At 41.8% G+C, this 25,793-nt stretch carries 19 protein-coding genes; 6 read left to right on the top strand and 13 right to left on the bottom strand.

Going from position 1 to position 25,793, the window contains the following annotated elements:
* The 3 genes from H5200_RS14875 to H5200_RS14865 form a co-directional block, all read left to right on the top strand.
* The coding region (locus H5200_RS14875; RefSeq protein ID WP_182761743.1) for a TrkH family potassium uptake protein at window positions 1–1,311 on the top strand (1,311 nt) is incomplete at its 5' end.
* Window positions 1,312–1,323: 12 nt separating this feature from the next.
* Window positions 1,324–1,977, top strand: coding sequence for a TrkA family potassium uptake protein (locus tag H5200_RS14870; protein WP_182718253.1), 654 nt, complete (start codon window positions 1,324–1,326; stop codon window positions 1,975–1,977).
* 2 nt (window positions 1,978–1,979) lie between these two features.
* A complete protein-coding gene (locus H5200_RS14865; protein ID WP_182739983.1) occupies window positions 1,980–3,344 on the top strand; it encodes a TrkH family potassium uptake protein in 1,365 nt (454 codons plus the stop codon).
* Between the two features lie 553 nt (window positions 3,345–3,897).
* On the opposite strand, the gene H5200_RS14860 is transcribed toward H5200_RS14865, so the two are convergent.
* From H5200_RS14860 to H5200_RS14850, 3 genes are all read right to left on the bottom strand, one after another.
* Window positions 3,898–4,278, bottom strand: coding sequence for a VanZ family protein (locus H5200_RS14860; protein ID WP_182732393.1), 381 nt, complete (start codon window positions 4,276–4,278; stop codon window positions 3,898–3,900).
* An 88-nt stretch (window positions 4,279–4,366) separates the two neighbouring features.
* Window positions 4,367–4,693 carry a YkgJ family cysteine cluster protein gene (locus H5200_RS14855; protein ID WP_182761742.1) on the bottom strand — a complete coding sequence of 109 codons (327 nt, stop codon included), beginning with the start codon at window positions 4,691–4,693 and terminating at the stop codon, window positions 4,367–4,369.
* A 47-nt stretch (window positions 4,694–4,740) separates the two neighbouring features.
* Window positions 4,741–6,690, bottom strand: coding sequence for an ATP-dependent DNA helicase RecQ (locus tag H5200_RS14850; RefSeq protein WP_182761741.1), 1,950 nt, complete (start codon window positions 6,688–6,690; stop codon window positions 4,741–4,743).
* A 267-nt stretch (window positions 6,691–6,957) separates the two neighbouring features.
* Between H5200_RS14850 and H5200_RS14845 the strand changes: the two genes are divergently transcribed.
* Window positions 6,958–8,262: an NAD(P)/FAD-dependent oxidoreductase gene (locus H5200_RS14845; RefSeq protein ID WP_182718249.1), complete on the top strand. Its 1,305-nt coding sequence runs from the start codon at window positions 6,958–6,960 to the stop codon at window positions 8,260–8,262.
* Between the two features lie 404 nt (window positions 8,263–8,666).
* On the opposite strand, the gene H5200_RS14840 is transcribed toward H5200_RS14845, so the two are convergent.
* From H5200_RS14840 to H5200_RS24460, 3 genes are all read right to left on the bottom strand, one after another.
* Window positions 8,667–9,641, bottom strand: a complete 975-nt coding sequence (locus H5200_RS14840; RefSeq protein ID WP_182761740.1) for a transposase — start codon at window positions 9,639–9,641, stop codon at window positions 8,667–8,669.
* A gap of 142 nt (window positions 9,642–9,783) precedes the next feature.
* On the bottom strand, window positions 9,784–10,080 hold the full coding sequence (locus H5200_RS24465) for a transporter substrate-binding domain-containing protein (protein ID WP_182761739.1): 297 nt from the start codon (window positions 10,078–10,080) through the stop codon (window positions 9,784–9,786).
* A 27-nt stretch (window positions 10,081–10,107) separates the two neighbouring features.
* A complete protein-coding gene (locus tag H5200_RS24460) occupies window positions 10,108–10,533 on the bottom strand; it encodes a transporter substrate-binding domain-containing protein (RefSeq protein WP_182718246.1) in 426 nt (141 codons plus the stop codon).
* A 299-nt stretch (window positions 10,534–10,832) separates the two neighbouring features.
* Between H5200_RS24460 and H5200_RS14825 the strand changes: the two genes are divergently transcribed.
* Window positions 10,833–12,338: a DUF2235 domain-containing protein gene (locus H5200_RS14825; protein WP_149981949.1), complete on the top strand. Its 1,506-nt coding sequence runs from the start codon at window positions 10,833–10,835 to the stop codon at window positions 12,336–12,338.
* Window positions 12,339–12,390: 52 nt separating this feature from the next.
* Here H5200_RS14825 and eat read toward each other — a convergent pair whose 3' ends face one another.
* From eat to H5200_RS14810, 3 genes are read right to left on the bottom strand one after another with little or no spacing between them, the layout of a single operon-like run.
* Window positions 12,391–13,788, bottom strand: a complete 1,398-nt coding sequence (eat, locus tag H5200_RS14820) for an ethanolamine permease (protein ID WP_220497029.1) — start codon at window positions 13,786–13,788, stop codon at window positions 12,391–12,393.
* Between the two features lie 51 nt (window positions 13,789–13,839).
* Window positions 13,840–14,709 carry an ethanolamine ammonia-lyase subunit EutC gene (gene eutC, locus H5200_RS14815; RefSeq protein ID WP_182718244.1) on the bottom strand — a complete coding sequence of 290 codons (870 nt, stop codon included), beginning with the start codon at window positions 14,707–14,709 and terminating at the stop codon, window positions 13,840–13,842.
* Window positions 14,706–16,112, bottom strand: a complete 1,407-nt coding sequence (locus H5200_RS14810; protein ID WP_182718243.1) for an ethanolamine ammonia-lyase subunit EutB — start codon at window positions 16,110–16,112, stop codon at window positions 14,706–14,708. The genes eutC and H5200_RS14810 overlap by 4 nt, the downstream gene beginning before the upstream one ends.
* A gap of 246 nt (window positions 16,113–16,358) precedes the next feature.
* On the opposite strand from H5200_RS14810, the gene H5200_RS14805 reads away from it, so the two are divergent.
* Window positions 16,359–17,309: a helix-turn-helix domain-containing protein gene (locus tag H5200_RS14805; RefSeq protein ID WP_182761738.1), complete on the top strand. Its 951-nt coding sequence runs from the start codon at window positions 16,359–16,361 to the stop codon at window positions 17,307–17,309.
* A 23-nt stretch (window positions 17,310–17,332) separates the two neighbouring features.
* Here the strand turns inward: H5200_RS14805 and H5200_RS14800 are convergent, their stop codons facing one another.
* The 4 genes from H5200_RS14800 to H5200_RS14785 all read right to left on the bottom strand — a co-directional run bounded on the left by H5200_RS14800 (window position 17,333) and on the right by H5200_RS14785 (window position 25,738).
* The gene (locus tag H5200_RS14800; RefSeq protein WP_182761737.1) at window positions 17,333–18,043 is read right to left on the bottom strand and encodes an ABC transporter substrate-binding protein; all 711 of its coding nucleotides are present in this window, start codon (window positions 18,041–18,043) and stop codon (window positions 17,333–17,335) included.
* 175 nt (window positions 18,044–18,218) lie between these two features.
* The gene (locus H5200_RS14795) at window positions 18,219–20,846 is read right to left on the bottom strand and encodes a glycosyl hydrolase family 18 protein (protein ID WP_182761736.1); all 2,628 of its coding nucleotides are present in this window, start codon (window positions 20,844–20,846) and stop codon (window positions 18,219–18,221) included.
* Window positions 20,847–20,913: 67 nt separating this feature from the next.
* Window positions 20,914–22,509, bottom strand: coding sequence for a lytic polysaccharide monooxygenase (locus H5200_RS14790; protein WP_182761735.1), 1,596 nt, complete (start codon window positions 22,507–22,509; stop codon window positions 20,914–20,916).
* Window positions 22,510–22,567: 58 nt separating this feature from the next.
* On the bottom strand, window positions 22,568–25,738 hold the full coding sequence (locus H5200_RS14785) for a glycosyl hydrolase family 18 protein (protein ID WP_182761734.1): 3,171 nt from the start codon (window positions 25,736–25,738) through the stop codon (window positions 22,568–22,570).
* Window positions 25,739–25,793 lie beyond the last annotated feature (55 nt).

Raw genomic sequence — 25,793 nt, 5'->3', positions numbered from 1 at the left:
ATCTCTGTCGCTTTAGTGCTACTTATCAATTTACGTAAAACTGATCTAACCGCCGCAACATTCAGAGATGCACTTATTTACGCCACAGTAACGTGGATTATAGCCGGTGTGTTAGGCGCCATTCCTATTCTAGTCGTCACTGGCGTTAACTTTAGCGACGCGGTATTTGAGTCAATCAGCGCCTTAACCACCACTGGCGCAACGGTGTTATCAGGGCTCGATAACATGCCTGCTAGCTTTTTATTGTATCGACAATTCTTACAATGGATGGGCGGTTTAGGCATTGTAATTTTTGTAGTGGCTATTTTACCTATGTTGAATATTGGTGGCATGAAATTATTAAAAGCAGAAACACCAGGCCCCATTAAAGACGAAAAATTAACTCCGCGCGTTGCCAGTACCGCTCATTATTTATGGGGCGTTTATTTAGCAATCACCGTACTTTGTACTTTAGCCTATTATGCTGGCGGAATGAGTTTTTACGATGCGATTGCACATGCCTTTACCACGGTTTCAACTGGGGGCTTTTCAACCCATGATGCCAGTATGTGGTATTACCACAGCCACTTACTGCTGTGGATAGCTAATGTATTTATGCTTGCAGGAGCGATTAACTTTGCCTTGCACTTCAAAGTAGCGCACAAAAGAGCCATTACTAGTTATTATCATGATGAAGAGACGCGTTATTTTATTTATATAGTGGTGCTTTTATCGGTTCTTTTAACCACCATGCTACTGCTTAAAGACAGCTACTCAAATGTACTTGAAGCATTTAGTTTCTCTACATTTCATATTATTTCTTTTATTACCAGCACCGGTTATGGCGCAGCAAGCTTTACTGACTGGCCAGCTGAGGCTGGGTTTTTACTGGTTATTGCCGGCTATCTTGGTGGTTGTGCAGGTTCAACGGCTGGCGGAAATAAAATAATTCGTAACATTATTGTTGGCAAAATGATTAATAACAATATTAAACAGCTGCTTCACCCAAGAGCGATATTTACACTGAAGTATCAAGGATCGCCCGTTAAAGAAGATGTACGCCATGCAATTATGGCATTTATGACCTTTGCTGTTGGTTCAAGCTTACTGTTTACAATGTTGCTTATGGCAACGGGTCTGGATTTTTGGAGCGCATTTACTGCAGTAGCTGCATGCGTCAATGTACTTGGCCCTGGATTTGGTGAAGTTGGCGCTAACTTTCAACCCGTTTCAGACACCGGTATTTGGATACTCTCGGTCGCTATGATCGTGGGTCGGTTAGAATATTTTACTGTTTTTGCACTTTTTACTCATAGCTTTTGGAAAAAATAACGAAGGAATACTATGGCACATTTTACAGTTATCGGTTTAGGCCGCTTTGGCATTGCAGCAAGCTTGGAGTTGATCCATTTAGGACACACAGTGACTGGCGTTGATAGCAACCCAAAACTCGCCGAAAAGTATGTTGAGCACTTATCAGAGACAGTGGTATGCGATTCAACAGATGAAGCGGCGTTAAAGGAGCTCGATTTAGCAAATAGTGAAGCGGTCTTAGTCGCGATCGGTGAAGATATGCAGTCCAGCATATTGTGTACCTTAGCACTAAAAAATTTAGCGGTTAAACAAATATGGGTTAAAGCCAGCACCAAAGCGCATCATACGATTATATCAAAGTTGGGTGTCTCGCGTATTATTCACCCAGAAGAAGAAATGGGTGTGCGCGTTGCACAAGCGCTTAATTACCCGATAGTGAACGACTATATTTCATTAGGCAATGGCTTATACGTTGTTGAAGTAAGTATAAAAGCTCACCTACATAAAACAAAACTAGGGCATCTACTCAGAGAAATAAAAGGCACTGTAGACCCTCTATTGGTAAAGCGCGCCAAGCAAACGTTTGTCAAGCTTGATGACGACTTTGAGTTACATACCCACGACACCTTACTGCTATCAGGTAGCCGAGTCGAATTAAACTATCTAGCTCCAAGGCTGTTATAACCATGGTTTTATGGCACCCTCTCAAAACGCCTATTGAGCGCAAAGTCAGTGGGCATAAAAAAATCAATGCTGCACCGCCGCTTATTTTATGCTGCAGCTTTTTGATATTAATCGCACTAGGGGCTTTAGCATTAAAGCTGCCTTTTGCCACCAATGAACCTATTTCGTGGATACAAAGTGCCTTTACTGCAACATCGGCGGTAACCGTCACCGGATTAGTTGTGGTAGACACAGGCTCCGCATTTACCCCTTTTGGCCAAGGGGTGATCGCGCTATTAATTCAACTTGGTGGCTTGGGTTTGATGACATTTGCAGTGGTAACCTTGCTGGCATTGGGTAACAAAGTTGGCTTTATTCAAAAAACAGTAACTAAAGCAGCTTTTAATCAAACAGATACATCAACACTTTTGAGTACGGCAAAATCAGTGTTGCTTTTTGCCATCATTGTTGAGTCACTCGGTGTTGTTATTTTAACGCTGTACTGGCTCCCTGAGCTGGGCTTACAAACCAGCTTTTTCCATGCGTTGTTTTATACCATTAGTGCATTTAATAATGCGGGATTTGCGCTTAGCCCCAACAGCCTAATGCAGTATGTTGACGATCCTGTGATCAATCTTACCGTTACTGGTTTGTTTATTATCGGTGGCCTAGGTTTTACCGTACTCATGGATGTGTATAAATCAAAACGTTGGGCAGCCCTTAGCACCTATAGTAAGTTAATGCTGATCAGCACGGTTATCATCAATATTGTAGCGCTGGTACTGATTTACGTTATTGAATATGACAATCCAAAAACACTGCAACCCTTGTCAGAAGTCGGTAAATGGCTAGCTGCTTGGTTTCAAGCCGTAACACCGCGTACGGCTGGATTTAATACCATTGCTATAGAAGAGCTGAGAAATGCCAGTACCGCATTAACAATGATGTTAATGTTTATTGGTGGAGGCTCACTCAGTACCGCAAGTGGTATAAAAGTAGTGACTTTTGTGGTGTTGATTTTAGCAACTTACAGCTACTTACGCCGCGATAAAGGCGTTACTGTGTTACGCCGAGAAATCGACAAAGAATCTGTATATAAAGCACTGGCTTTAACCCTTGTTTCAGCGGGTATAACATGGCTGGCTATTTTTACTTTACTGATTGTTGAAGATGCGCCTTTTTTAGATGTCGCCTTTGAGGCTGTGTCTGCACTTGGCACTGTAGGATTGTCGCGGGGTTTAACTGCTTCTCTTTCTCCGCTGGGCGAATTTATCATTATGTTTTTAATGTTTATGGGAAGGATTGGTCCCTTAACCATTGCCTACTTTTTAGCGAGTCCTCGCAGTAGGAAACTAAGGTATCCAAGCGCACAATTATCGATTGGCTAAATAGCAGAGCTGGGAGAATCTCAAACTAAATCCCAGCTAATGCTCGCTCAGTGGTTTACTCACCTGATGCCATTTAAAATTCGCCACATACTAACAGACGATTTTCATAGGTTAAAAACACAGATAATAACGCAGACACCCATCTTAATTTCGTAATATGTAGACTAAAAATTGATTGGAAAATAACAAAGACATCCACTGTTAATTTATGGAATACAGCCAAAAATTAACCATGATGGTTTAAGAGCTTGCATAAAGATAATAACACAGACACCCATCTTAATTTCGTAATGTGTAAACTAAAAATTGATTGGAAAATAACAAAGACACCCATTGTTAATTTATGGAATACAGCCAAAAATTAACCATGATGATTTAAGAGCTTGCATAACGAATATGAGGTTGGTTAATGGTTCTGAATTGAATTGAATAAAATTTAACTATCGATACATTAATAAACTAACGACAAAAAAACCTTCAAACCAGCGCTTGCTATGCAGGAGAAAAAGCTGTTCATTTGCAGTAATCAACTAATGTAAGCTAACAAAACTCGTCATCGCGAACCTTTATTTATCAGCTTGGTTATCAAACTAAAAGTGAGGATACCTAAAGCATCAGCAAGTAGATCAGCGATGTCTAAGGTTCTACTAGGTATGAAGTATTGGCTTAGCTCTTCCAATAAAACGAATAGAAACACGACGCTCGAACCAATATACAAATTGCATGACAATACTGAATATGATTTTAGCTTAAACGCAAAATTAGCACCTAGAGTAAGCAAACCAAATAAACAAAAGTGCCCTACTTTATCGCCATAAGGGATACTTCTAACAAGCTCAAAGAAAATACTATGTTGCCCCGTATTAGCTTGGTATATGACCCATATAATAAAGCTAAGAAAAGTAACTGACACAATAGTGATTAATTTATGCATGATTGTTTAATGCTATTGTTGAGTTACCAACCATAGCCGAATAGCGATTATGATTCAATCACTTAGTAATCTACTGCTAAAGCAACCATCAGATCCCTGCAAGGTCACGCTCGGTGATGCACTCGTTCGATGCCATTTCAAATTCGCGGCATACTAACGGGCGGTTTTCGTAGATTGAACACAATAAGGTATTGCGGTCGAGTGCTTGGCACCAACCATCATCGGCGCGTTTCATCACTTCGCTGCCCCATTTATCATATTCAATATAATGAAACGGCACGCCAGTGTCGGTCACAATACGCACTTCTAACTGACAACAACATGCTTGGCAGTTAGCACAGGTAACCGGCTCAGGGGCGTTAGTAACTGTTTCAATAGGAATTATATTGTCGATGGGGATAACGGTTTGAGGCATAGCGGCTTACTAAAATAATGTTAGCCGCTTAGCATACACGAGCAAAACTAACGCGCCAGTAGTTTCGCTTTTATTTCGCTGTAACGCTGCTGCTCACACAAACCAAAACCACTGAGTTGACGCACTTTGTTACGCGCAAATAACGGTACGCTCATTCCCGCTAAAAAGCGGCATTGGGTTTCAATACCTATATTATGTATACCTTTACTGGCGAGGTGACTAAGTAACTCATCAACCTTTTGATAAATTACAGCATCGTTAGCAAAGCTATGAGCGAGTGAATATTCAAGTGTTACAGCTTGGCCTCTACATACTGAGCAATGGCCGCATTGCTGTGGCGCTTGATGGTCGTCAAAATAACGAGCAAGGTTATAGCTCAAACATGTTTTAAGCTCGAAAAAGCGAATAAGTGCCGCAATACGCTTAATTTCAGCTTGCTCTTTATCAACAAAATAGCTGTGTAATTGCTTAGCCAGCTCAGGGTTATTAATTACCTCATTATGTACTTGATAGACTTGGGTGATTCGCTTTGTTTCAAGTGCTATTAAATTCTTCTCTGCTAAATAATCAAGCGCTGCAACAACGCGTTTGCGATCCACCTGAGCGGCTTGGGTAAGCGTGTCAAAATTTAGTGTGCCCCAGATTTTTTTAAACTGGGTATGGTTAAATATTAACTGTAAAAATGCTTGTCTATCAGCATCAAAGTGACCAAGTAAAGCGGCTTTATCAACCAAAAACTTATATTTAAAGTCGGCGTAATAAGCATAAAGTGGTGTTATTGCACCTTGCATTTCCAATTGTACTAACAAGGTTTTAAGCGCTAATTGGCGAATATTACTATCACTTGAAAGGCTGTATTCTTGCATTTCCCACTGTTGACTTTCTTTTGAGTGATCGCTTTGGTGTTGGCGAATATCGTTGATCACATGCTCAATACCGCTAAGCTCTGGGGTATCGCCATAAACAAAGTTTTCAACCGTGTTTAAGCCATCTAAATTAGCCAATGTAAAACACTGCGATAGTTGTCCGTCTCTCCCTGCACGACCAATTTCTTGGCTGTAGTTTTCAATCGACTTTGGTAAATCATAATGAATAACAAAACGGATATCTGATTTATCAACCCCCATACCAAACGCAATCGTGGCCACTACGACATTAATTTTACCCGCCATAAAATCATCTTGGATACCATAACGCAGGGTATCTTCAAGCCCAGCATGATAAGCCACAGCGTGTAAGCCCTGGCGGCTAAGCGCTTCAGCGACTTGCTCTGCACTATGTTGTAAGGTCACATAAACAATCCCTGGGCCCGTTTGCTCGCGCACAATATTAGCCAATGTACTTGCTTTATCAGCGCTTTTCACGCTGAGTATCGATAAGTCTAAATTAGCCCGATAAAACCCAGTTTGTACAATGTATTCTGGGGTAATTGCAAAACGTTCACTCATATCACGCTTTACTTTTTTAGTGGCGGTGGCCGTTAATAATAATACCAAGGGAATATTGAGCTCATCACGATAGCGCGGCAGTTTTAAATAATCAGGCCTAAAATTATGGCCCCATTCGGAAATACAGTGAGCTTCGTCAACCACCAGCATTGAAATAGCCACTTGATTAATAAATTCACGAAATCGCTCGTTTTTAAAACGTTCTACCGACACCATTAAGATTTTCACTTTACCGGCACGCACATCGCTCATTACAGTGTGGCTTTGCTCTGTAGTTTGGCTTGAATCAAGGCTTGCGGCATAAATTCCCTTGTTATTTAAAAAACCAATTTGGTCTTTCATCAGCGCAAGTAATGGCGAAACAACCAGCGTTAGATTAGGTAAATGCAATGCAGTTAACTGATAACACAATGACTTACCAGATCCAGTGGGGAAAATTGCCAATGATGATTGGTTATTTAGCAGTTGCTCTATGGTTTGCTGCTGACCTTGGCGAAATTGACTAAACCCAAAGTGTTGCTCAAGTGAAGAAAGTATCGATCCGCTCATAATATTTCCCTTTATTCATATTCCCTAATAAAGGAAATCATAGTTTGAAAATGCAATGTTTGCCATGATAACTTTTTTTTGCTTTATTTTCTTGGCTTATCTATTTGTTCCTATTAAATTTTACTGACAAATCGTGAGAAAAGGCGCATTATAAATGCGTTGCTTGAAAAGGTATTTTGAACATTTTTGTTCAGCTCAATACCTAAGTGTTCTATACGTTTCATCATCATAAGAGCATTTAGGTATAATTCTTTTGAGGGCAATGAAATGATAACCACACATCCTAAAATCGTGATCATCGGTGGCGGTGCCGGCGGCCTTGAGCTCGCAACGCAATTAGGGCATAAACTAGGGAAGAAAAAACACGCCGACATTCTATTAATTGATAAAAATCGCACCCATATTTGGAAACCTTTGCTGCACGAAGTGGCAACGGGTTCTATAGATGCCGATTTAGATGGGGTAGTTTACTCAGCACACGCAGCAAAACATCATTATAACTTTCAACTTGGCACTTTTTGCAACCTTGATAACGCTAATAAAACCATCACACTCAGTGCCTTTAATGACGAACTTGGCCATCAAATTTTACCACAACGCACCGTTCATTATGACTACTTGGTGATTGCCATCGGCAGCGTCAGTAACGACTTCAATACACCCGGTATTAAAGAACATTGTTTTTATCTTGATTCAAACCAACAAGCGGAACGCTTTCAGCACGCGCTACTCGATAACTTTACTCGGCTACATCAAGACGACGACCCACAGCATGCATTAAATATTGCCATTGTTGGCGGTGGCGCAACAGGCGTTGAACTCTCAGCTGAGCTGTATCATGTTTCTGACTTATTAAAACTTTATGGTTTGACAAATATGTCGGCAAAGCGCTTACACATTCACTTAATCGAAGCAGGCCCGCGTATTTTACCCGCCCTACCAGAGCGTATAGCAAACTCAGCGAAAAGAGAGCTACTAAAGCTTGGTGTTAACGTTCGAGAAAACACCCAAGTAAAGCAGGCAACAAATCAAGGATTCATCACTAAAGATGATGAACAGATCGATGCCGACATTATGGTATGGGCAGCGGGTGTAAAAGCCCCCGATTTTATAAAAGATCTCGGGATTTTTGAACTAACTCGTAATAACCAAATCATGGTGAACGACTATTTGCAAAGTAATAGCGATGACACCATTTTTGTATTAGGTGACTGTTGCGCGTTTACACAAAAAGATGGCAAATTAGTACCGCCCCGTGCGCAATCAGCCCATCAAATGGCACAATGTGTTGAAAAAAACCTAATTGCGACACTGCGCCAACAGCCGTTAACTGGCTTTGAATACAGCGATCATGGTTCGCTCGTCAATTTGTCACGCTACAGTACCGTGGGGAGCTTAATGGGCAACCTCACTAGTAATAGCTTTTTTATTGAAGGCAAGATAGCCCGCTTTATGTATATTTCGCTCTATCGCATGCATCAACGCGCTATCCACGGCAGCGCCAAAACCTTTGCATTATGGATCAGCGAAAAAGTGCTCCGGGTCGTTAGGCCAAAGATGAAATTACATTAAGCAACTAACAAGAGTAAGTGGAGCCGCCGCTTCACTTACACACCTAGAAATAAAATAAAAAATGACACCCATCTAGAAATTATAATGATACCCATTAAAATTAAAATTGACACCCATCCATACACCCATCCATATATATCTAAAAAAATGCAAACTTACATTTTAAAGCAATGGATTGAAGGTAAATAAAAAAGACACCCATCTAAAAATTGCAATGACACCCATTCAAAATAAGAATGAAATTGCAAACATCCAGGTTAGGGCAATAAACGAAACAATTAAAAACCGTAGTTATTTTCAAAAAGGACTTTTATACAAATGGCAGATAAATATCAGGCGTTTGCATTTTTAGGCGTCAAAAAAATCTGAATTAATAAGTTATGTATTATTGGTTGGCTACGTTATCACGCTAGTAATTTTTCGCAATTCGTTAGATTCGTTCGTCGCTTAAAGTGTTGATGTTCACAAAACATATTTAACGACTCAGGTCTTCCAACAGCACCGTGAAAAACGGTGGTAAATTTGCTGGTAACTTTCAACCAGTTTTCGGGGGTTATTTGCAACCTTTCAAGCAAAGGGGTTAGATCGGCGGCTATATAACCTATTTTATCAGGACGAATACAGCGCCCTGTCGCATCAACAAGAGAAAGGTAGGAAGTTAGCTCAAAAGGTAAACCTTTCACCATATGCTGTGTTGCCATCCCTGAAAAACGTTGTAATGATTTGGGCTGTTTCCCTGCTGCGACCGAAATAATACGCTTTTTGACACTCGTGAAATCTGAATTTTCTGGTTTGTCAGCAATACCTGCACGAACTGGGTTTAAATCAACATACGCCATACATGCTAATAATGCGGCTTCATCAAGTAACGCTTGGGATTTGAACCGTCCCTCCCAAAATCGCCCCTTACAGTCATCTTCTTTATTTGCTTTTCGCGCTATATATTCATTTAAAGAGCGCATGAACCAGCTAATATCCATTAACCTTGAACGATATTGCGCAATACTATCTGTAACTATTTTCATCTCAAAAGATGCTAGCTTTTCACCTTTAGCAAAACGTCGTGTTAATTCAGAACCTTTAAAGGCTTTATGCCAGCGAATTGCAACTGCTCTATCATTTACTCTTTCCGCCTTTTTACTATCTACGTACACTACAATATGAGTATGATTACTCATTACTGCATAAGCGCACACATCTATAAAAAAGAGAGATGCCAAACTCATTAGCTTATCTTCAACCCATTTTCTGCGGTGTTCATAACATTGACCCGTATATTCATCCACACCACACAAATAGGCACGTCTTACACATCGTGATATACAATGATAGTAACGAGTGTCCGTTAAACTGATTTGTCGATTTCTTGCAGTAGCCATAAATATCTCAGATATCACGTTCCTTATAAAATACTAGTTCCTCATGGTAAAACTGCAAATATAGTCATTATTATGGGTGTCATTTAAGTTTGAATTACTACAATCGCCATTTATTAGGTGGGTGTCTTTATTTTTTTATTAGTTACTCTGGCTGTGCTGAGGCTAGATGTTCGTAACGGGCTAATATTTCATCATATTCACCTGAGCGCTTTATTTGCTCTAGCCCTTTGTTGAAGGAGGTTATTATATATTCAGCATCGGGATGCTCTTTACTGATCCCTATATGAAGAGGGTGCTTAATTAAAGCTGGTTGCCAAATTGTTAGCTCTGTTGAGTAACCATTATTTTTCATTTCGAACCATGCTGCATATTTATCAACCAGAGCAATATCAGCGCGATGCTTTTTTACATGCTCAAGACAACTATGGACATTAAGCAAAGGAACGATTGTAAGCCTATCAATAGACTATAAATACTCATGATATCCATAACCTCTGATTGTACTGATTGTTAAGCTTTCTAGGCTGTGAGGGCCTTGATAATCAAGCTGCGACTTAGTATTACTAATTATGCTAAGTTCATTAGTAAAGTAGGGCTGGCTGAACAAAATTGTTTTAGCACGATTTTCTGTCCACCATAATGCAGGGATCAAATCTATTTCATTATTTTCTAACATTCGCATTGCACGACTAAATGGCGCTATTTTAATATCGAATGCAATATTCTGGCTAAAAAATGCAGCACGTACAAGCTCAGTAGTCATACCCGTTCCATCAGCAAATATGTAGGGAGGCCATTCATTATGAGATCCTACTAAAGGCTGTGTTATTGAATTAGAAAGCGCAGCAGTACTTTGTATGCATAACAGCAAAATAATAAAAAATTTAGTCATAGCAACACGATACCTTTTATCATGCCTATCTAAAGATACACAATAATACATTTGCTCTAGGCAAATCTGCGTAACTTAACTATTTAACCTAAGGCTTAATGGCAACTTGAACTTTGTTACTAAACCAGAGCTTCAACTGTTTAAGCTTAGACTACATTTGACTATATTATTTTCAATCTATAAAAAAGTATTGCCTAAAATTAATAACAAAAAATCCTTATAGCATATTTGAGTGGATTGTCTTCAAATTTAAATAATTTACCTGTAAGTTATAAAAAACCACATAAAGGAATGATGCTATGACCGCGAAAACGCTGATTTTCAACTTTGATGGCACAGGTAGTGAGCCACGTGATGCTGAGCAGTTCAGCTCTGCGCATTTTAAGGAAGATGCAAGCATTTCGAATATTCTCAAACTTCATTTATTAATGGGTGGCCAATTAAATAACGAGCCCGTTACTCCTTTTACTAATCAACTTAGCTTCTATTACCAAGGTATTGGAACTCAAGGAAGTCGTTTAAAGCGATTCCTCAATCAATCTTTCGCACCACGCGATGACGATGTTGCCAGTATTTTAAATCATGCTATAAATGATTTTAAGCGCTACTACAAAACTGGCGATACATTGTTACTCACTGGCTTTAGTCGCGGCGCTGCGTTAGCACGACGTTTTGCAAAGTGCTTAGAGCCGCTCATAGATAATAACGTTTATTTATGCGTATTTGATACTGTGGCATCCATTGGTTTATCCAAAGTCACCAAGGCCACCCGAGGCGCTGAGCATGTTATTTTTGAAAACCATACTTTAGCGACCAACATAAATCAGGCTCTGCATTGTGTGGCACTGGATGAAAAGCGTCGAGCTTTTGAGCCTACCCTTATAAATCATCAAAACAATGTACATGAAATATGGTTTGCAGGCGCACATTCCGATATCGGTGGTGGCTATTATCGAGATGGGCTGGCGGATATTTGCTTACGCTTTGCAATGGAGTGGTTACTTGAACTGCCTGTGGCTTTATCCTTTTTAACTAGTCAAGCAATCGAGTATTCATCGTTATTTCCTGCGGATCAAAACAGTTTTATCGCCCAAGATGATATGACCATCACCCCAGATCCTCTCGCGTTAAGCCATCAACAGAATTATTTTTGGTTTAATCCTTTATTTAAACTGATTGATCGTGAATGTACCGTGCTGGTTGATGACGAACAAAGTAAGCTGTTACCCATTATCCACCACAGTGTTGCTACACGTATCAATCAATTAACCAGTTATCGTCCCGAGTCTTTAAAAAACCTTAGTTATCAACTGCTGTATGCAGATCAAACTACGCTTAGTTTTAACGGTTTGTCTGCCCATATAGCTTTAAAAAATCAAAACATGTCAGTGTTACAAATTGGCCAAAGCCAAGATGTGTTGGTTTATGCCGCAGAGCAATACAATGCAACAGGACTAATGCTTGAACAAGGAGCTACTTATCGCTTTAGCCCTTACCCAGAACAACTTTGGTATGACGATGGCGTAAAATGTGGGCCACAAGGTTGGCACCGAGATAACCTACAGTTGGGTGTAAAAGAGATCCCCATGGCATTGCTCGAACCCTTTCGTCGTTTACCACATGCAAACTGGTTTGCCTTAATTGGTGCTATTGCCCATAGCGATAATGATGCTTTTGAGATTGCCGATGGGGGTGAATTTAAAATGACTCACTCAGGAGAATTTACGCCTTTTGCAAATGATTTGGTGCGTTTTTATGGCGCTAATGCTGGGCGTATAAAAATAAACGTGACCCGCCTTGGTTAATTGCATTATTAATAGGCCGTGCTAACGGCCTATTGGTAACATTAAACTATCACTATTTTGCACCTAAAGCGGCTTCAGCTTCAGCCAACATAGCAAACTCTTCATCGGCACTGTGTGCGACTAAGTGCTTACTACTGTATGCAAAGTAATAAATCGCTCCGATCACAAATAGCACCACAGTAAACAAGAATGCACGAGGATCAAACGCGTATACCCCAGTTAAAGCCACCAAAGATAAGACCAGCGCAATTGCTGAGGTTATCATGCCACCTGGCGTTTTATAAGGTCGTGCGAGTTCAGGCTGTTTAATACGCAGTAAAATATGGCTCAATGCCATCAATGCATACGAAACCGTAGCGCCTACCACGGCCATCGCCAGCATTAAATCACCTTCACCACTTAATGATGCTAAGAAACCAAAAATACCCGGCACAATTAAGGCACGTGCCGGCACTTTTCGTGAAGTTGTAACCGACAAACTTTTTGGAAAGTAGCCCGCTCTAGAGAGCGCAAACACTAACCGACTATACCCATAGATAATCGAGAAAAACGACGCCACTAAACCCGCTAAACCTAATATATTAACGAGTGTTGCTAAGCTTGCATTCCCTGTTACGTTTAGCGCATCAACTAACGGCACGGCACTAGACCCCATTGCGCTGGCACCACCGGCACCAGGGATCAATACTACGACTAACAAAGCAGTAAACAATAAAAACAACATTGCACCTATAATTCCTTTTGGCACGTCTTTAGCTGGATCTTTGGCTTCTTCTGCCGCTAATGGTACGCCTTCAACGGCTAAAAATAACCACATTGCAAACGGCAATGCAGCCCACACGCCATACCAACCAAAGGGCAAAAACTCGGAGGCTCCAGCAGCATCGGTGATGGCAATATCAAACAATCGCGACACATCAAAATGTGTAAATAATGCGATCGCAGTGGCTATAATGGCAAAAACCGCTAAGCCACTTATCACCATCATCACTTTTAATGCTTCACCCACTCCCGCTAAATGAATACTGATAAACACAATATAGAACAGCGCATACACCCAAGGACCATTAAAACCCAGTAGCGCTTCGACCGCCGAGCCAATAAAAATAACAATCGCAGCGGGTGCTAATGCATACTCGATTAACACGGCCAAGCCGGTCAAATAACCACCAGCAGGGCCCATTGCCTGACGCGCAAAACTATAGCCACCACCCGATGCCGGAATGGCCGCCGACATTTCTGCTAATGACAAAACCAAAGTTAAATACATCACCGCCATTAATACTGTGGCGACAGTAAAGCCGCCCCAACCAGCTTCTGCAATACCAAAGTTCCAACCCGCAAAATCCCCAGAAATAACATACGACACTCCTAATCCCGCCAATAAAATCCATCCCGCGGAGCCTCGTTTTAACTGTCTTTTTGCAAGGTACTCTTTATTATCTGACATTATCTTCTCCTGCTATTTATTGTTGTAATTACATTATGTTTTCGTTGTTGATTATTCTGATAGTAAAAAGTTTGTTGTTTGCGTTTGATGCTCTATCACATCGTCTTGACTGCGATCTTTTAACCCCACCCCTGACAGGTTTAAACGTTTCGCTTCTTGTAAAAGATATAAAGTTCGTTGTGCTGCATCCTGATATGACAGCCCAGCAGGACGAATATTAGAGATACAATTACGACAAGCATCATTCAGCCCTGTTTTTGGCTGCCAAGTTAAATACAGCCCTAAACTATCTGGAGAACTTAGCCCTGGCCGTTCACCAATTAATACCAGCACCACCTTGGCATTAAGGAGCTCACCTATGTCGTCGCCTATCGCCACTCTACCTTGCTCAACTAAGCTGATCGGTGCCAAACGCCATGGCTCTGGTTGTTCACGCAGTATCGTCAGTAACTGAACAAGAAAAGGATGGGCATTTTTTTGTACTGCTAAAGACGATAAACCATCAACAATAACGATTGCGATATCATGGTGTAACTCAGTGGCTATAGCCGCTTTCCTCATATAGTTGCTTAGCTGATCGCGCGATGCTTGATCTAGTTTTCGACCTAAATCAGGGCGTTGTAAATAATGATTGCGATCCACGGCTTGACTATGTAAATGCAGTGGTGATGCGCAAAAATCCTCTAGCTGTTCACTTAACGCAGCTAAATCCAATGGAAAATTAACCGCATCTCGTGCTTGCGCATGGGAGAGTTGAAACGCCAACATTTCAGCCGTCGGAAGACTGATCCCAGCGCGCCCTAAACCAATGCGTGCATCGGTAAAGCTGCGTAGTTGCCGCCATGGGTTATGCACCACTTTGCCATTATCTTGATGTTGTTGCTGTATTTGCTGTGCCGTTTTGGGAGATGAGTTTTTCATGGCTGTCCACCACCTAAAGCTTTCAAAGAACGCGCAAATTGTGACGGTAACGTGTCAGACAAAATATGCTGCTGGGTATCTGTCATAATGTTCATTTTTGCCAGCCAAAGTTCGAATTCAGGTGCTGGACGCAAACCTAATACCCGCCTTGCATACAGAGCATCATGAAATGAGGTGGTTTGATAGTTAAGCATAATATCGTCAGATCCGGGGATCCCCATTACAAACGAACACCCCGCTACACCGAGTAAGGTCAGTAAGTTGTCCATATCATTTTGATCTGCCTCAGCATGGTTGGTGTAGCACACATCACAGCCCATAGGCACACCCAGTAATTTGGCACAAAAATGGTCTTCAAGCCCTGCTCGAGTAATTTCTTTGCCATCAAATAGATATTCCGGGCCAATAAAACCCACTACGGTATTGACCAGTAACGGTTTGAATTTTCGCGCTACGGCATAAGCACGGGTTTCACACGTTTGTTGATCAAGCCCATGGTGGGCATTTGCTGATAGCGAGCTGCCCTGCCCCGTTTCAAAATACATCACATTATTGCCTACTGTTCCGCGTTTTAAACTTTGTGCTGCATCTTGCGCCTCAGCAAGTGTATTTAAATTAAAACCAAAACTTGAGTTAGTCGCCTCAGTCCCCCCTATAGACTGAAACACTAAGTCAACCGGCGCACCGGCCTCAATACATTCAATGGTGTTAGTTACATGCGTGAGAACACAGCTTTGAGTCGGGATCTGGTATTTTTCAATCACATCATCCATTAACCGCATTAATTTAATCGCTTGTGCAACATTATCAGTGGCGGGGTTAATACCAATTACGGCATCGCCACTGCCATACAGCAGCCCATCTAAAATACTCGCGGCAATGCCATTTACATTATCTGTTGGATGATTAGGCTGTAAGCGTGTTGATAAGTGGCCAGGTAAGCCAATGGTATTTCTAAATGCAGTCGTAACATGGCACTTTTTGGCAACTAAGATCAGATCTTGATTACGCATTATTTTACTAACAGCAGCAGCCATTTCGGGGGTAATACCCGCTCTGATTGTCGCTAAAACATGGCTTGTTGCGTGATCACTCAGCAGCCAATTACGAAAATCACCTACCGTTAAATGTGCGATTGCTGCAAATGCGTTAGTGTCATGTTCATCTATTATTAGCCGAGTAATTTCATCGTCTTCATAAGGGATCAAGGCATCGTTCAAGAATGTTTTTAAAGGGACTTCTGCCAGCGTCATTTGTGCCACGGCTCGCTCTTCGGCAGAACTGGCAATAACACCTGCCAAGCTATCACCAGAGCGCTGCGGGGTCGCTTTAGCCATTAACTGTGCGAGATTGTTAAACTGGTAGGTTTTACTTCCTAACGTGTATCGATACGATTTACTCATAAACTTACCTTGCTGACAAAATGTGTGTTAAAAAGGATAGGCACAGCTATTGCTTTTACTACAATAAAAAACAATAAATAAAGCAATAAACAGTACAACGATTCTTTTAAGGTAGCTTATAGCGTACCAAGCAACTATCAAGTTTTGGCAAATGTTACTTAAACAATAAAAATCATATAGTTAAAATTAAAAATCGGAAAACTACTGTTTACTTGTAATAATTAGCCTGAGGTGTAATACGCAACTATGCAACATAATTTACCGACAAATGCACCAAGTAAGTGCACTTTAGCTACAACCGATGTGGACCAGCAGGCGGGAAACCTAACAAACTGGCAACAAAAATATGATCAAGTCAGTGATGGCCGCTTTTATGGCTGTATTGATGAAGTGGCTTATGATGGTTTGCAAGTGTTTAAAGAGTATACCCAGTGCGCATTACGACAACAGTGTAAAGTATGGCCAAATGCGTTATGGCTTGGCATTCCGGTAAACGCACAAAACAGTAAAATTAATGGTCTCACCATCGCTGATAATCAATTAATGTGCCGCCCAAGTGATTGCAACTTTGAGCTGATCACCCCTGAGCAATTTAATATTTATGGCATGGTGATCAATCAAGATACGCTTCATCAAATTGCTCAGCGACAAGGGTTGTCGCTTCAGGGCATTTGTGAACATGGGTCACCGCGTATTACAACATCACCACAAACACTGCAACGTGCTCGTGAATGCATTGAACAAATCATTTATGCTAATGGCGGTGGAGCAAGTGCGGCTTTACAACACGATATTTTATTAAATTTAGTGCTGCACTTACTGCAATCACAACTCCCCCAGCAAAAAGTAACCCCAAGTTATAAACACCGTAAAAACGTTGTTGATAAAGCGAAAGAATTTATTCACGATCACCCAGACAACATAGTGACTATCACCCAATTATGTGAGTTTACCTACGTTTGTCGACGGACTTTACAATACAGCTTTGAAAGTATTTTAGGCATCAATCCGCTGCGTTTTTTACGCATGACCCGGCTTAACCAAATACGCCGTGAACTCAGTGATCCGCAACAAAATAAACACATTTCAATGATTGCCGCCAATTGGGGCTTTTGGCATCCGGGCCAGTTTGCTAAAGACTATAAACAACTATTTGGTGAAAACCCTTCAGACACAGTAAAACGTGCGCAGCTTTAGTGGTATCAATTATAGCCAGTTAATTAATAGGTATAGCTGGCAATTATTTGCTTGATATTCGATTGCATATCAATGATCGCTGCATTAATTGAGCGCACATTGTCCATCGTGACCGTTTTTTTACTGAGCATAAAATGGATTGGATTATCATGAATAACATAAGGATGCAGTGTAATACCGGGGATTTTTTCTTGGCTTATGAGGTATAACCCAGATATTTCATCATCGATCATAAAATCGACGCGTTTAGCTTTTAACATATATAGCCGGTGCTTGAGCAAAGGTACTCGTACAAGTAAATCTTTATTGTTTGTGACTTTGCTTAGCTGCTCAAATTCTTTACCATAATAACCACCATTATTTACGGCTATGGTTTTTTGTTGCGCCAACAGGCTGGCTAAATCGTGTGTTAGGTACTTAGCATCTTCATACCAGAACAGCCGCATTTTCTCACGTCTATATGGGGTTGAAAAGTGACTATATTGGGCACGTTGTTGATTGAAACTCGCAGCAGTTAATAGATCCACGCGGCCTTTTTCAAGCTCGACCAAACCGCGCTTTGATGACGGTAAAGACACAAACTGACTACAGAATCCAGCATGCGTTAACACCAAACGGCTGATCTCTACATCTATTCCTGTAAGAGCCTGCTCACCATCAAAGACAAACGGTGGCCAAGGTAACACCACCCCTACTTGCAGAGTTTTTTCGCAGCCGCTACTAATTGGACTCAACAATATCAAAAATAAGTAAATGTATTTAATAACTACAGCCTAGTAAAATTATAGACGCTTTGTACAGTATGGTGCATCTGACTCGAAATACAAAAAAAGCAGCCCGAAAGCTGCTTTATGTGAGTAAATTACACTTTAATTTATTACCTAAAAGTAGGCTTGATTAATAGGCTAATTAAAGTAATTTCCATACGCCTGCTACGCCTGGCTCATTTCCTTGAGTCCACCACTTCGCTTGGTATTTGTTACCACCATAAGAAACTTGGTCACCGCTATTGTAAGTTGCTGATGACTGCCAAATCAGAGCACCTGTATCATCTGTTGGTTGCGTAATTGCTTCCCAAACGCCACCTAAGTCAGGACGATTACCTTGAGTCCACCATTTAGCTTTGTATGTTACGCCGTTATAAACAACAGTATCGCCGCCAACATATACCTTACTCACATCCCACGTATCACCTGTAGGAGGCGTTGTATCGGTGTTAGTTACCGTTACAGTAAAGCTTTGAGTGGTAGCAACTTGGCCGTCACTTACTGCCACAGATACTGTCAAATTAGTATCAGCATCGACTGCGCCCGCCGTAAGATTAACACTGGCACCACTGCCCACTAATGTAAGACCTGCAGGGACATTCCATGTATAAGTAAGTGCGTCGTTTTGCGCATCAGAGGCAACAACCGTTACTGCTGCAGAAGCGCCTTCTTCAATAGTGATATCAGCAATCGCATCAACTGTCGGTGCAGTGTTGTCACCAGTTGTTGGCGCGATGACATTAACCAAAACACTTTGGCTTACCGTTGCTTTGCCATCAGTTACACTGACGGTTGCGGTAAACTGGCTGTCTTGGGTTACGTTAGGTGCAGTAATTGCCAATGTGCTTGTTGCACTGCCAGATACTGTTAACTCAGGTGATGCAGTCCAACTAAACGTCAGTGGATCATTATCGGCATCTGTTGCTGAAGCACTGACAGAAACACTTTCGCCAGCGTTCACGGTTACAGTGCTTGATACTGATAACACTGGTTTTTTATTACTTGGTGGTGTAACAACTCCGCCTAAGCCATCGTGCATAGCATTGAGAATATCGCCATTATCTGCATCAATTTCCCATGCAAATAACCCACCTAAGTTATATTGATTAACATAAGCACCTTTAGCTATCACTGACTCACGGCTATCATAAGTGATTAGTTTACCTGTGGCGCGATTCCACACATACGCCGCTTGCGCTTGGTCATCGTAGCCTACTTCAAAGCCATTAACACCAGTACCTGCAGCACCAATCATATGAGTTTTGATGCCTTTATAATCAATAACGCCATCTTCCCACACGCCTTGTGCTGTTGAGCCTTTTAATGGACCGGAGCCTGTTGCTGTCATAGGGTTACCATCAATAGTGGTGCCTGTTGGATAAACACCTTCCCAACCACGGCCATACATAGCAGTACCAACAACAATTTTTTTCGAGTTTACATTTTGTGCTAATAATAACTGTACTGCGTTATCTGTTGTATAAGCAGGGCCTTTACGTGGCTCACCGTTTTCATCTACGCCCGTACCATTACATTGCCCTACGCTCATATGCTCACCACAATAAAGCGCAGTTTGATGGCCAGTTACGCCACTCCATGCCCCATAAAAGTCATAAGTCATAGCGAAGATATAATCCATGTATTGGCTAGCGGCTTGGTAGTCAACGTCTTCAATTTTATCGTAACCAGCGCCAATTGCTGACGTAAGCTCATAAGTACGGCCTGTTTCAGCTTCAAGCTTATCAAGCATAGCGCGCAGCTCTTGCATTAACGCAACATATGCAGGACCATCATTTATCGGATCGCCAATATCTGGGTTAGCGCCGTCACCACCAGGAAATTCCCAGTCAATATCAACACCATCGTAAAACTTCCAGGTTCTTAAAAACTCTTCCATTGATGCTACAAATGTGTCGCGGTTAGCTTTATTAGTAAAACCACCAAATGGGTCAGATAGCGTCCAGCCACCTACTGATGGTAAGATTTTAAGATCCGGGTAACGCTGCTTAAGTGCCATTAACTGTGAATACGTACCACGGATTGGATCCGCTGCATCCACACCTGGTAATGCTTTTTGTACAGCAGCCCATGGATCGTGGATAACCACTTCATAATCAGCAGAGCCAGCACAGGCTGTTTCAAGTGCTTGTTTAGGACTGCCAGTTAGTGATGCATTTTCACCACAAATTGGAATGAAGCCATATAAAATGTGACTTAAGTTTTGTGCTGGAATATTTGTTACATCATAATCACGACCGTAAATACCCCACTCAACAAAATACGCACCGGTCACTAACCCTGCTTTGGTACCAATATCACGATTATTAGGATCAACATCCATCGGCAATGGCGCTAAGTGCCCGCCGTCGGTATCTGCAATTACGATTGGCTTACCGGCACTGCGTGCGCAAGTAGTACCGACTTCGCATAGTTCTACATACAATGTATGGCGACCAGCTTTGTCATAAGGGAAAGAAATAGTTCCGCTCTTAGAACCTGCAGAAAGTGTGCCTTCATTTACCAACATATCATCAAAGTAAACTTTGTAGCTGTCACCACCGTCACCGCTCCATGCACTCCATTGAATATTGATGCTCACCTGCTCCACACGGGTAACAAGTTGCTTATAAGAACCGTTACCTTCTAAGTTCACTTCAACAAACGAATATTGTTGCGGTTCCCAATTAATACTTGGTGTAGACGGTGCTGCAAAGGCTGTACTTGCAAATAGAGCAACGCCAATGGCTGCTGTTAACTGTTTAATATTCATATTTCTCTCTTATCCATTATTAATTTAATTATTTAATAAGTTTGAACTACAAAACTTAGGCTTCTTATTAAAGTTTGGTCCATACATTGGCTTGTCCAGGTGTATCACCTTGAGTCCACCACTTAGCGCTATAGCGCTGTCCTTGATACGTTACTTCAGCGCCACTTTGATAGGCTTTACTTGCATTCCAATCGTTATTCATATCCGATTGTGAATCGCTTTGCCATGCATTAGAGCTATCAGGTTGCTGATCTTGGTTCCACCATTTCGCGGTATAAACAACACCTTGGAAACTGGCTTTGTCACCGGCTTGATAAACTGCACTACTGCTCCAAGCAGCAACATCAGGATCAGTGATAACGCTGTCATTTACAGTGACTTTAAAGCTAGTTTGAGTACTTAATTGACCATCCGAAACCGAAACCGACACGGTATAATCTGTGCTTGTTGATACCTCTGGCGCACTAATCACCACGTTTGCGTCACCACCGGTAAAGCTCAGTGGTGCTGGCACTGACCAGCTGTAGCTCAATTGCGTTTGTTCATCATCAAAAGCATGAAGGTGTACAGCTGTGCTGGTGTTTTCATCGACAACTAAATCATCCAAAGTATGTACAATTGGCGCAGTATTAGTGGGAGCGCTTTGCACGCTTAAGCTATAAGTGTAATTTTCATTACTGCTATACACTTGATTAGTCAGTACATCAGTACTGTTATAAACCACGTCACCGGCTTGATTTTGCACGCCAACTTGTACTAAGTGGGCATAATCTAAGTTCAGTTGTTGTGCCAGTGCTTGCTGCCAACTCGCTTGATTCGCAGCGGTCACTTTTAATTGCTGATTGATAACCTCTTGGCCATTTTCATCAAATAAACGTGCCCAAACAGTGTCACCAGCAATGGCACTTTGTCCTTGACGAACAAAGTAACCAACACTTGACCAAACACTCGGATCCGTCGGCCCTGCGTCTGTCACAATATTGATATCGCTACAGTTATAGAAACCTTCCCCCACCACATCAATACGTTGCCAACGGCTATATAAAATAGCATCGCCGCTGCGCCCTTGTGGAATAGCAACATTCATTTCGTAATAACGCTTTCCATCGGTATCTTTGATAACGTCAATATTTTCATGTTGTTGAACTAGCTCTAAGTCAGCCCACGTCAATACATCTGTTGCTGCATTAAAGCTTGGTTTAGTTAAATAAAACTGCCAAAAACTGGGATTATGCGGCGTTGCTGCTAAGTAACGAATTTGAATTTCACCATTGGCATTAGGTACCACATCACTGCGTTGCCAATGCGGCGAAGGTAAATCCATACCACGCTTTGCGTTGTCACCACCGGCACATAACGACCCATTTGGTACCTTAGCCTCTACCGCGGCTTGATTTAAGTAGTCCGGTGTATTAACAGAAAACTCAATATCTTGTACAAATTGCACTGTACCCGACTCTAAAAATGCGGCGCGACAAGCAAGGTTTGGAATATTAGTGCCATCTTCTGGCCACCAATACCCACCATCGGCTTGGCAAAAAGCTTGCCGCGCTTTTGGACTATCCATATAACCATGGGCGTTCACTTGCGCTGGCATAATTGTTAGTAATACGCTGCTTGCCACTGCCGAGAGTGATAAAGTTTTAAATTTAATAGCTTTCATTGTTTTGTCCTTGAAAAGCTGAAATTTTGGGACAAGCAAACTTGCCCCTATTATTTACTTACAGACTACAACTTTTAGTCCAGTCAGCTGTTGCTCCTGGTTCAGAACTTGTCCACCACTTCGCTTTATAAACGGCACTGTTATGAACCATTAAGTCACCGCCTGCGGCATGGCTTGGATTGCCTGCCCAGTCTTTTTGAGGGAAGTTTGGATATACAGGGATTGAGCTCACAGCCACACCTTCACACATACCAGATGTATCGCCACCACCATTACCAGGATCCGTGGTGTCGCCGCCACCGGTAGTCCCATCAGGCAATTGTGGGTATTCAAATTTGAACGCGTAAACTTTGCCATCTTTTTCTATAGTAAAGTTACTAGGACCGGTAATTGGCATGTAATACATAACTTGCGCATTGACTGTTTTGCCACCACTGAAGTCTTTCGGTTGACCGCCCCATTCATTGTTCAGAGTGATTGAAAAACGGTGGAATTCATTTTCATACCCACCAATGTTGTTACCTGCGGCATTTGAGCCATTTACTTCAACTGCCATGCCCAATTTTTCTTGTGCGTTCCAGTTAGATTTAAAAATAGCCGATGTTGATACAGGTACATCAAACGAAATTTTCGCACCGCTTAGATCAATATTGGAGTTATTAGTGAACGCAAATGTTGGGCTAATTGGGTAGTTATCATCACCAATTGGGAAGTCTTTTGCTGCAAACGTTACATCTACCGCTTCAGTTGGTACAACAAAGTTTGGATTACCTGGATGAGTGTCGTACGCCACACCACTTTGGTTAAACTTGTCATAAGCCAAAGTTGTTAAGGTAGAACCCATGAAGTACTCACCTTTTGCTGAGTCAAAATCATAATCACCAGCAAGTTCCCAGAACATGATACCGCCAAGGCCATTGTTAATTACGTAATCAACTTTAGCTGCCATAGACTGCTCATCTTCAATAGATAGGAATACTTTTTTCTCTGAGTTCCATAACCAAGGTGCAACAGCAACGCTGTCATAGTGACGTGTATAAGTACCCGTTAATTGATCATCAACATCAGTCTCTGGTGTTAAGCCATACACACCTAAGTACGAACCAACAATGCCGTTCTCAAGATTTTTAACATGCCACAACGGGTTAGAACCTGCTGGCATTTCTTGTCCTGCATCGTTCTTATCATGCCAAAGATTATCAATGCCTAATGCGCCATTACCACACTTGTTCTTTTCACCAACGCCGGTACCTGTTGCGCAATCAGCTTGATTAGGTAGTGCAGATTGCCCCCACAGCCCATTAGTACCCCCGCTGACATCTTTAAAACCTCGGGTGTAGTAAGGAATACCAATATTGATACGTCCTGCCGATACTGCACCACGAAAATAACGTACCGCCCAATCAGTATTTAAATAACCAATCCCTTCAAACTCAGCTGTTGAGTAAACCCCCCATTGCGCTAGTTCAGAATCAATACCGGTATCAAACAAGGCCGCATTGTGGCCAACATGCGAGTTCCATGCACCGTGAAGGTCATAAGACATGATGTTAACGTAATCGAGGTATTTAACCGCTTGGAATGCTTCCATACCACGTAGTAAATAACCTGAAGAAGGCGATGCAATTGTTAGTAAATAATGTTTACCCGCTTTTTCACCAGCACGGTCTAGCTCTTCGCGCAGCTTTTTCATTAGTACTTGGTAAGATGCATTTAAACCTGCACGACGTGCATTTGAAATTGGGAAATCATCAGGATGACCTGAATCTTTCATTGATGATGGGTATTCATAATCAATATCAACACCATCAAAACCATATTTTTCAATGAACTCGACTGAGCTTTTTGCAAAGGCATCAATACCCGCTTGATTAACTGAACCATCTGCATTGGTCGTCATGGTATAAAAACCACCACTTTCAACGCGGCCCGTTTCATCAAAGAAACCACCCGTTTCAGCCCAACCACCTACAGATACTAATGTTTTAACGTGTGGGTGTTGTTTTTTGAATTTGTTTAAAAGATTAAAGTGACCTTTATACGAGAAGCTTGGGTCCATTTCGGCACCTACCACTCCTGGCCATTCCATATTTGTAGCTGGATTACCTGCAGCATTTGGATCGCCAATCGATACTTTATTATTGGCATCAACATGGGCAAACGCATAGTTGATATGAGTTATCTTATCCCATGGAATATCATTTACTAAATAGCTCGGTTGGCCATTTGCGCCATTGCGCCAACTGGTAAAGTAACCAATTACACGACGCGGATGATCAACACCCATTATCTCACGACCATCTGCATCATACACAGTACAATACGGCGTATTTACACCTGGTGTTTGATATAACCCCTGCGGATGACAATCAGTTCCAGTCACTGGTCCGGTATTTTCTTCAACAACAGTAAGCAGCTTTGTTACTTGGGCTGTTGCGCCTTCGTTATCAGTTACCGTTAACGTAAAGGTTGCCTGACCAAGCGCTGTTGCTTGCCAAGCATAACTGCTTGATGCCGTACTTGCTTGGTGAACATCAGCACCATTAACCGCAAAGTTAAGTGCCGTTACTTGACCATCACTGTCAGTACCAGCAAGCGCAAACACCACTTGTGAGCCAACCGTTAATTCTGTTGGTAAACTGCTGAAACTAATTGTTGCCACCGGTGCTTGATTAACCGGCTCCACGATCTCAGTAACACTGATCGTATTGATCACTTGCGTAGATTGCGCGCCATCGTCATCGGTTGCCACAGCACTCACTTGATGTGTGCCGACAACTGCAGGCCAATTAGTACTAAACGGTGCGCTACTATCAGTTGCGATTAATGCACCATCAACAAAAAACTCAACTTTTGTCACAGAGCCATCGTCATCGGTTGCTTGCGCAGTCATGACAACGCTGTCTTTATCAGCAAATTGAGAATTGTTTGCGGGGGTTAATACTGTAATATTTGGCGCCTGATTTTCTGTGACAGCGCTGTCACACAAACCCAAAAGTTTCCAATCTTGCCAGTCACCAGCATTTTCAACTGGATTTGACTGTGTCCACCATTTTGCCTCATACGCATTATCTTGTGCGTGTACTTGGCTGCCACCGCTGTGAGTTTGACCCGTTTGCCATTGTGTTAATACACTACAGTCAACTGCTGCATGCGTACTTAAGCCTACAAAACTAAGCGATACCGCACTTAGCTTAAAAGCATTTTTTATTGTCATTTGTGAGCTCATAGCTCCTCCGCCCAGGGTTAAATATAACATTAAATTTACAACTCAGTTTAAAAAC

The sequence above is a fragment of the Pseudoalteromonas sp. SG43-7 genome, from assembly GCF_014164295.1.
In the GTDB taxonomy this organism is placed as follows: Bacteria; Pseudomonadota; Gammaproteobacteria; order Enterobacterales; family Alteromonadaceae; genus Pseudoalteromonas; species Pseudoalteromonas rhizosphaerae.
The sequence above is the reverse complement of the archived record's forward strand: the minus strand, read 5'-3'. Positions and strand labels throughout refer to the sequence as shown.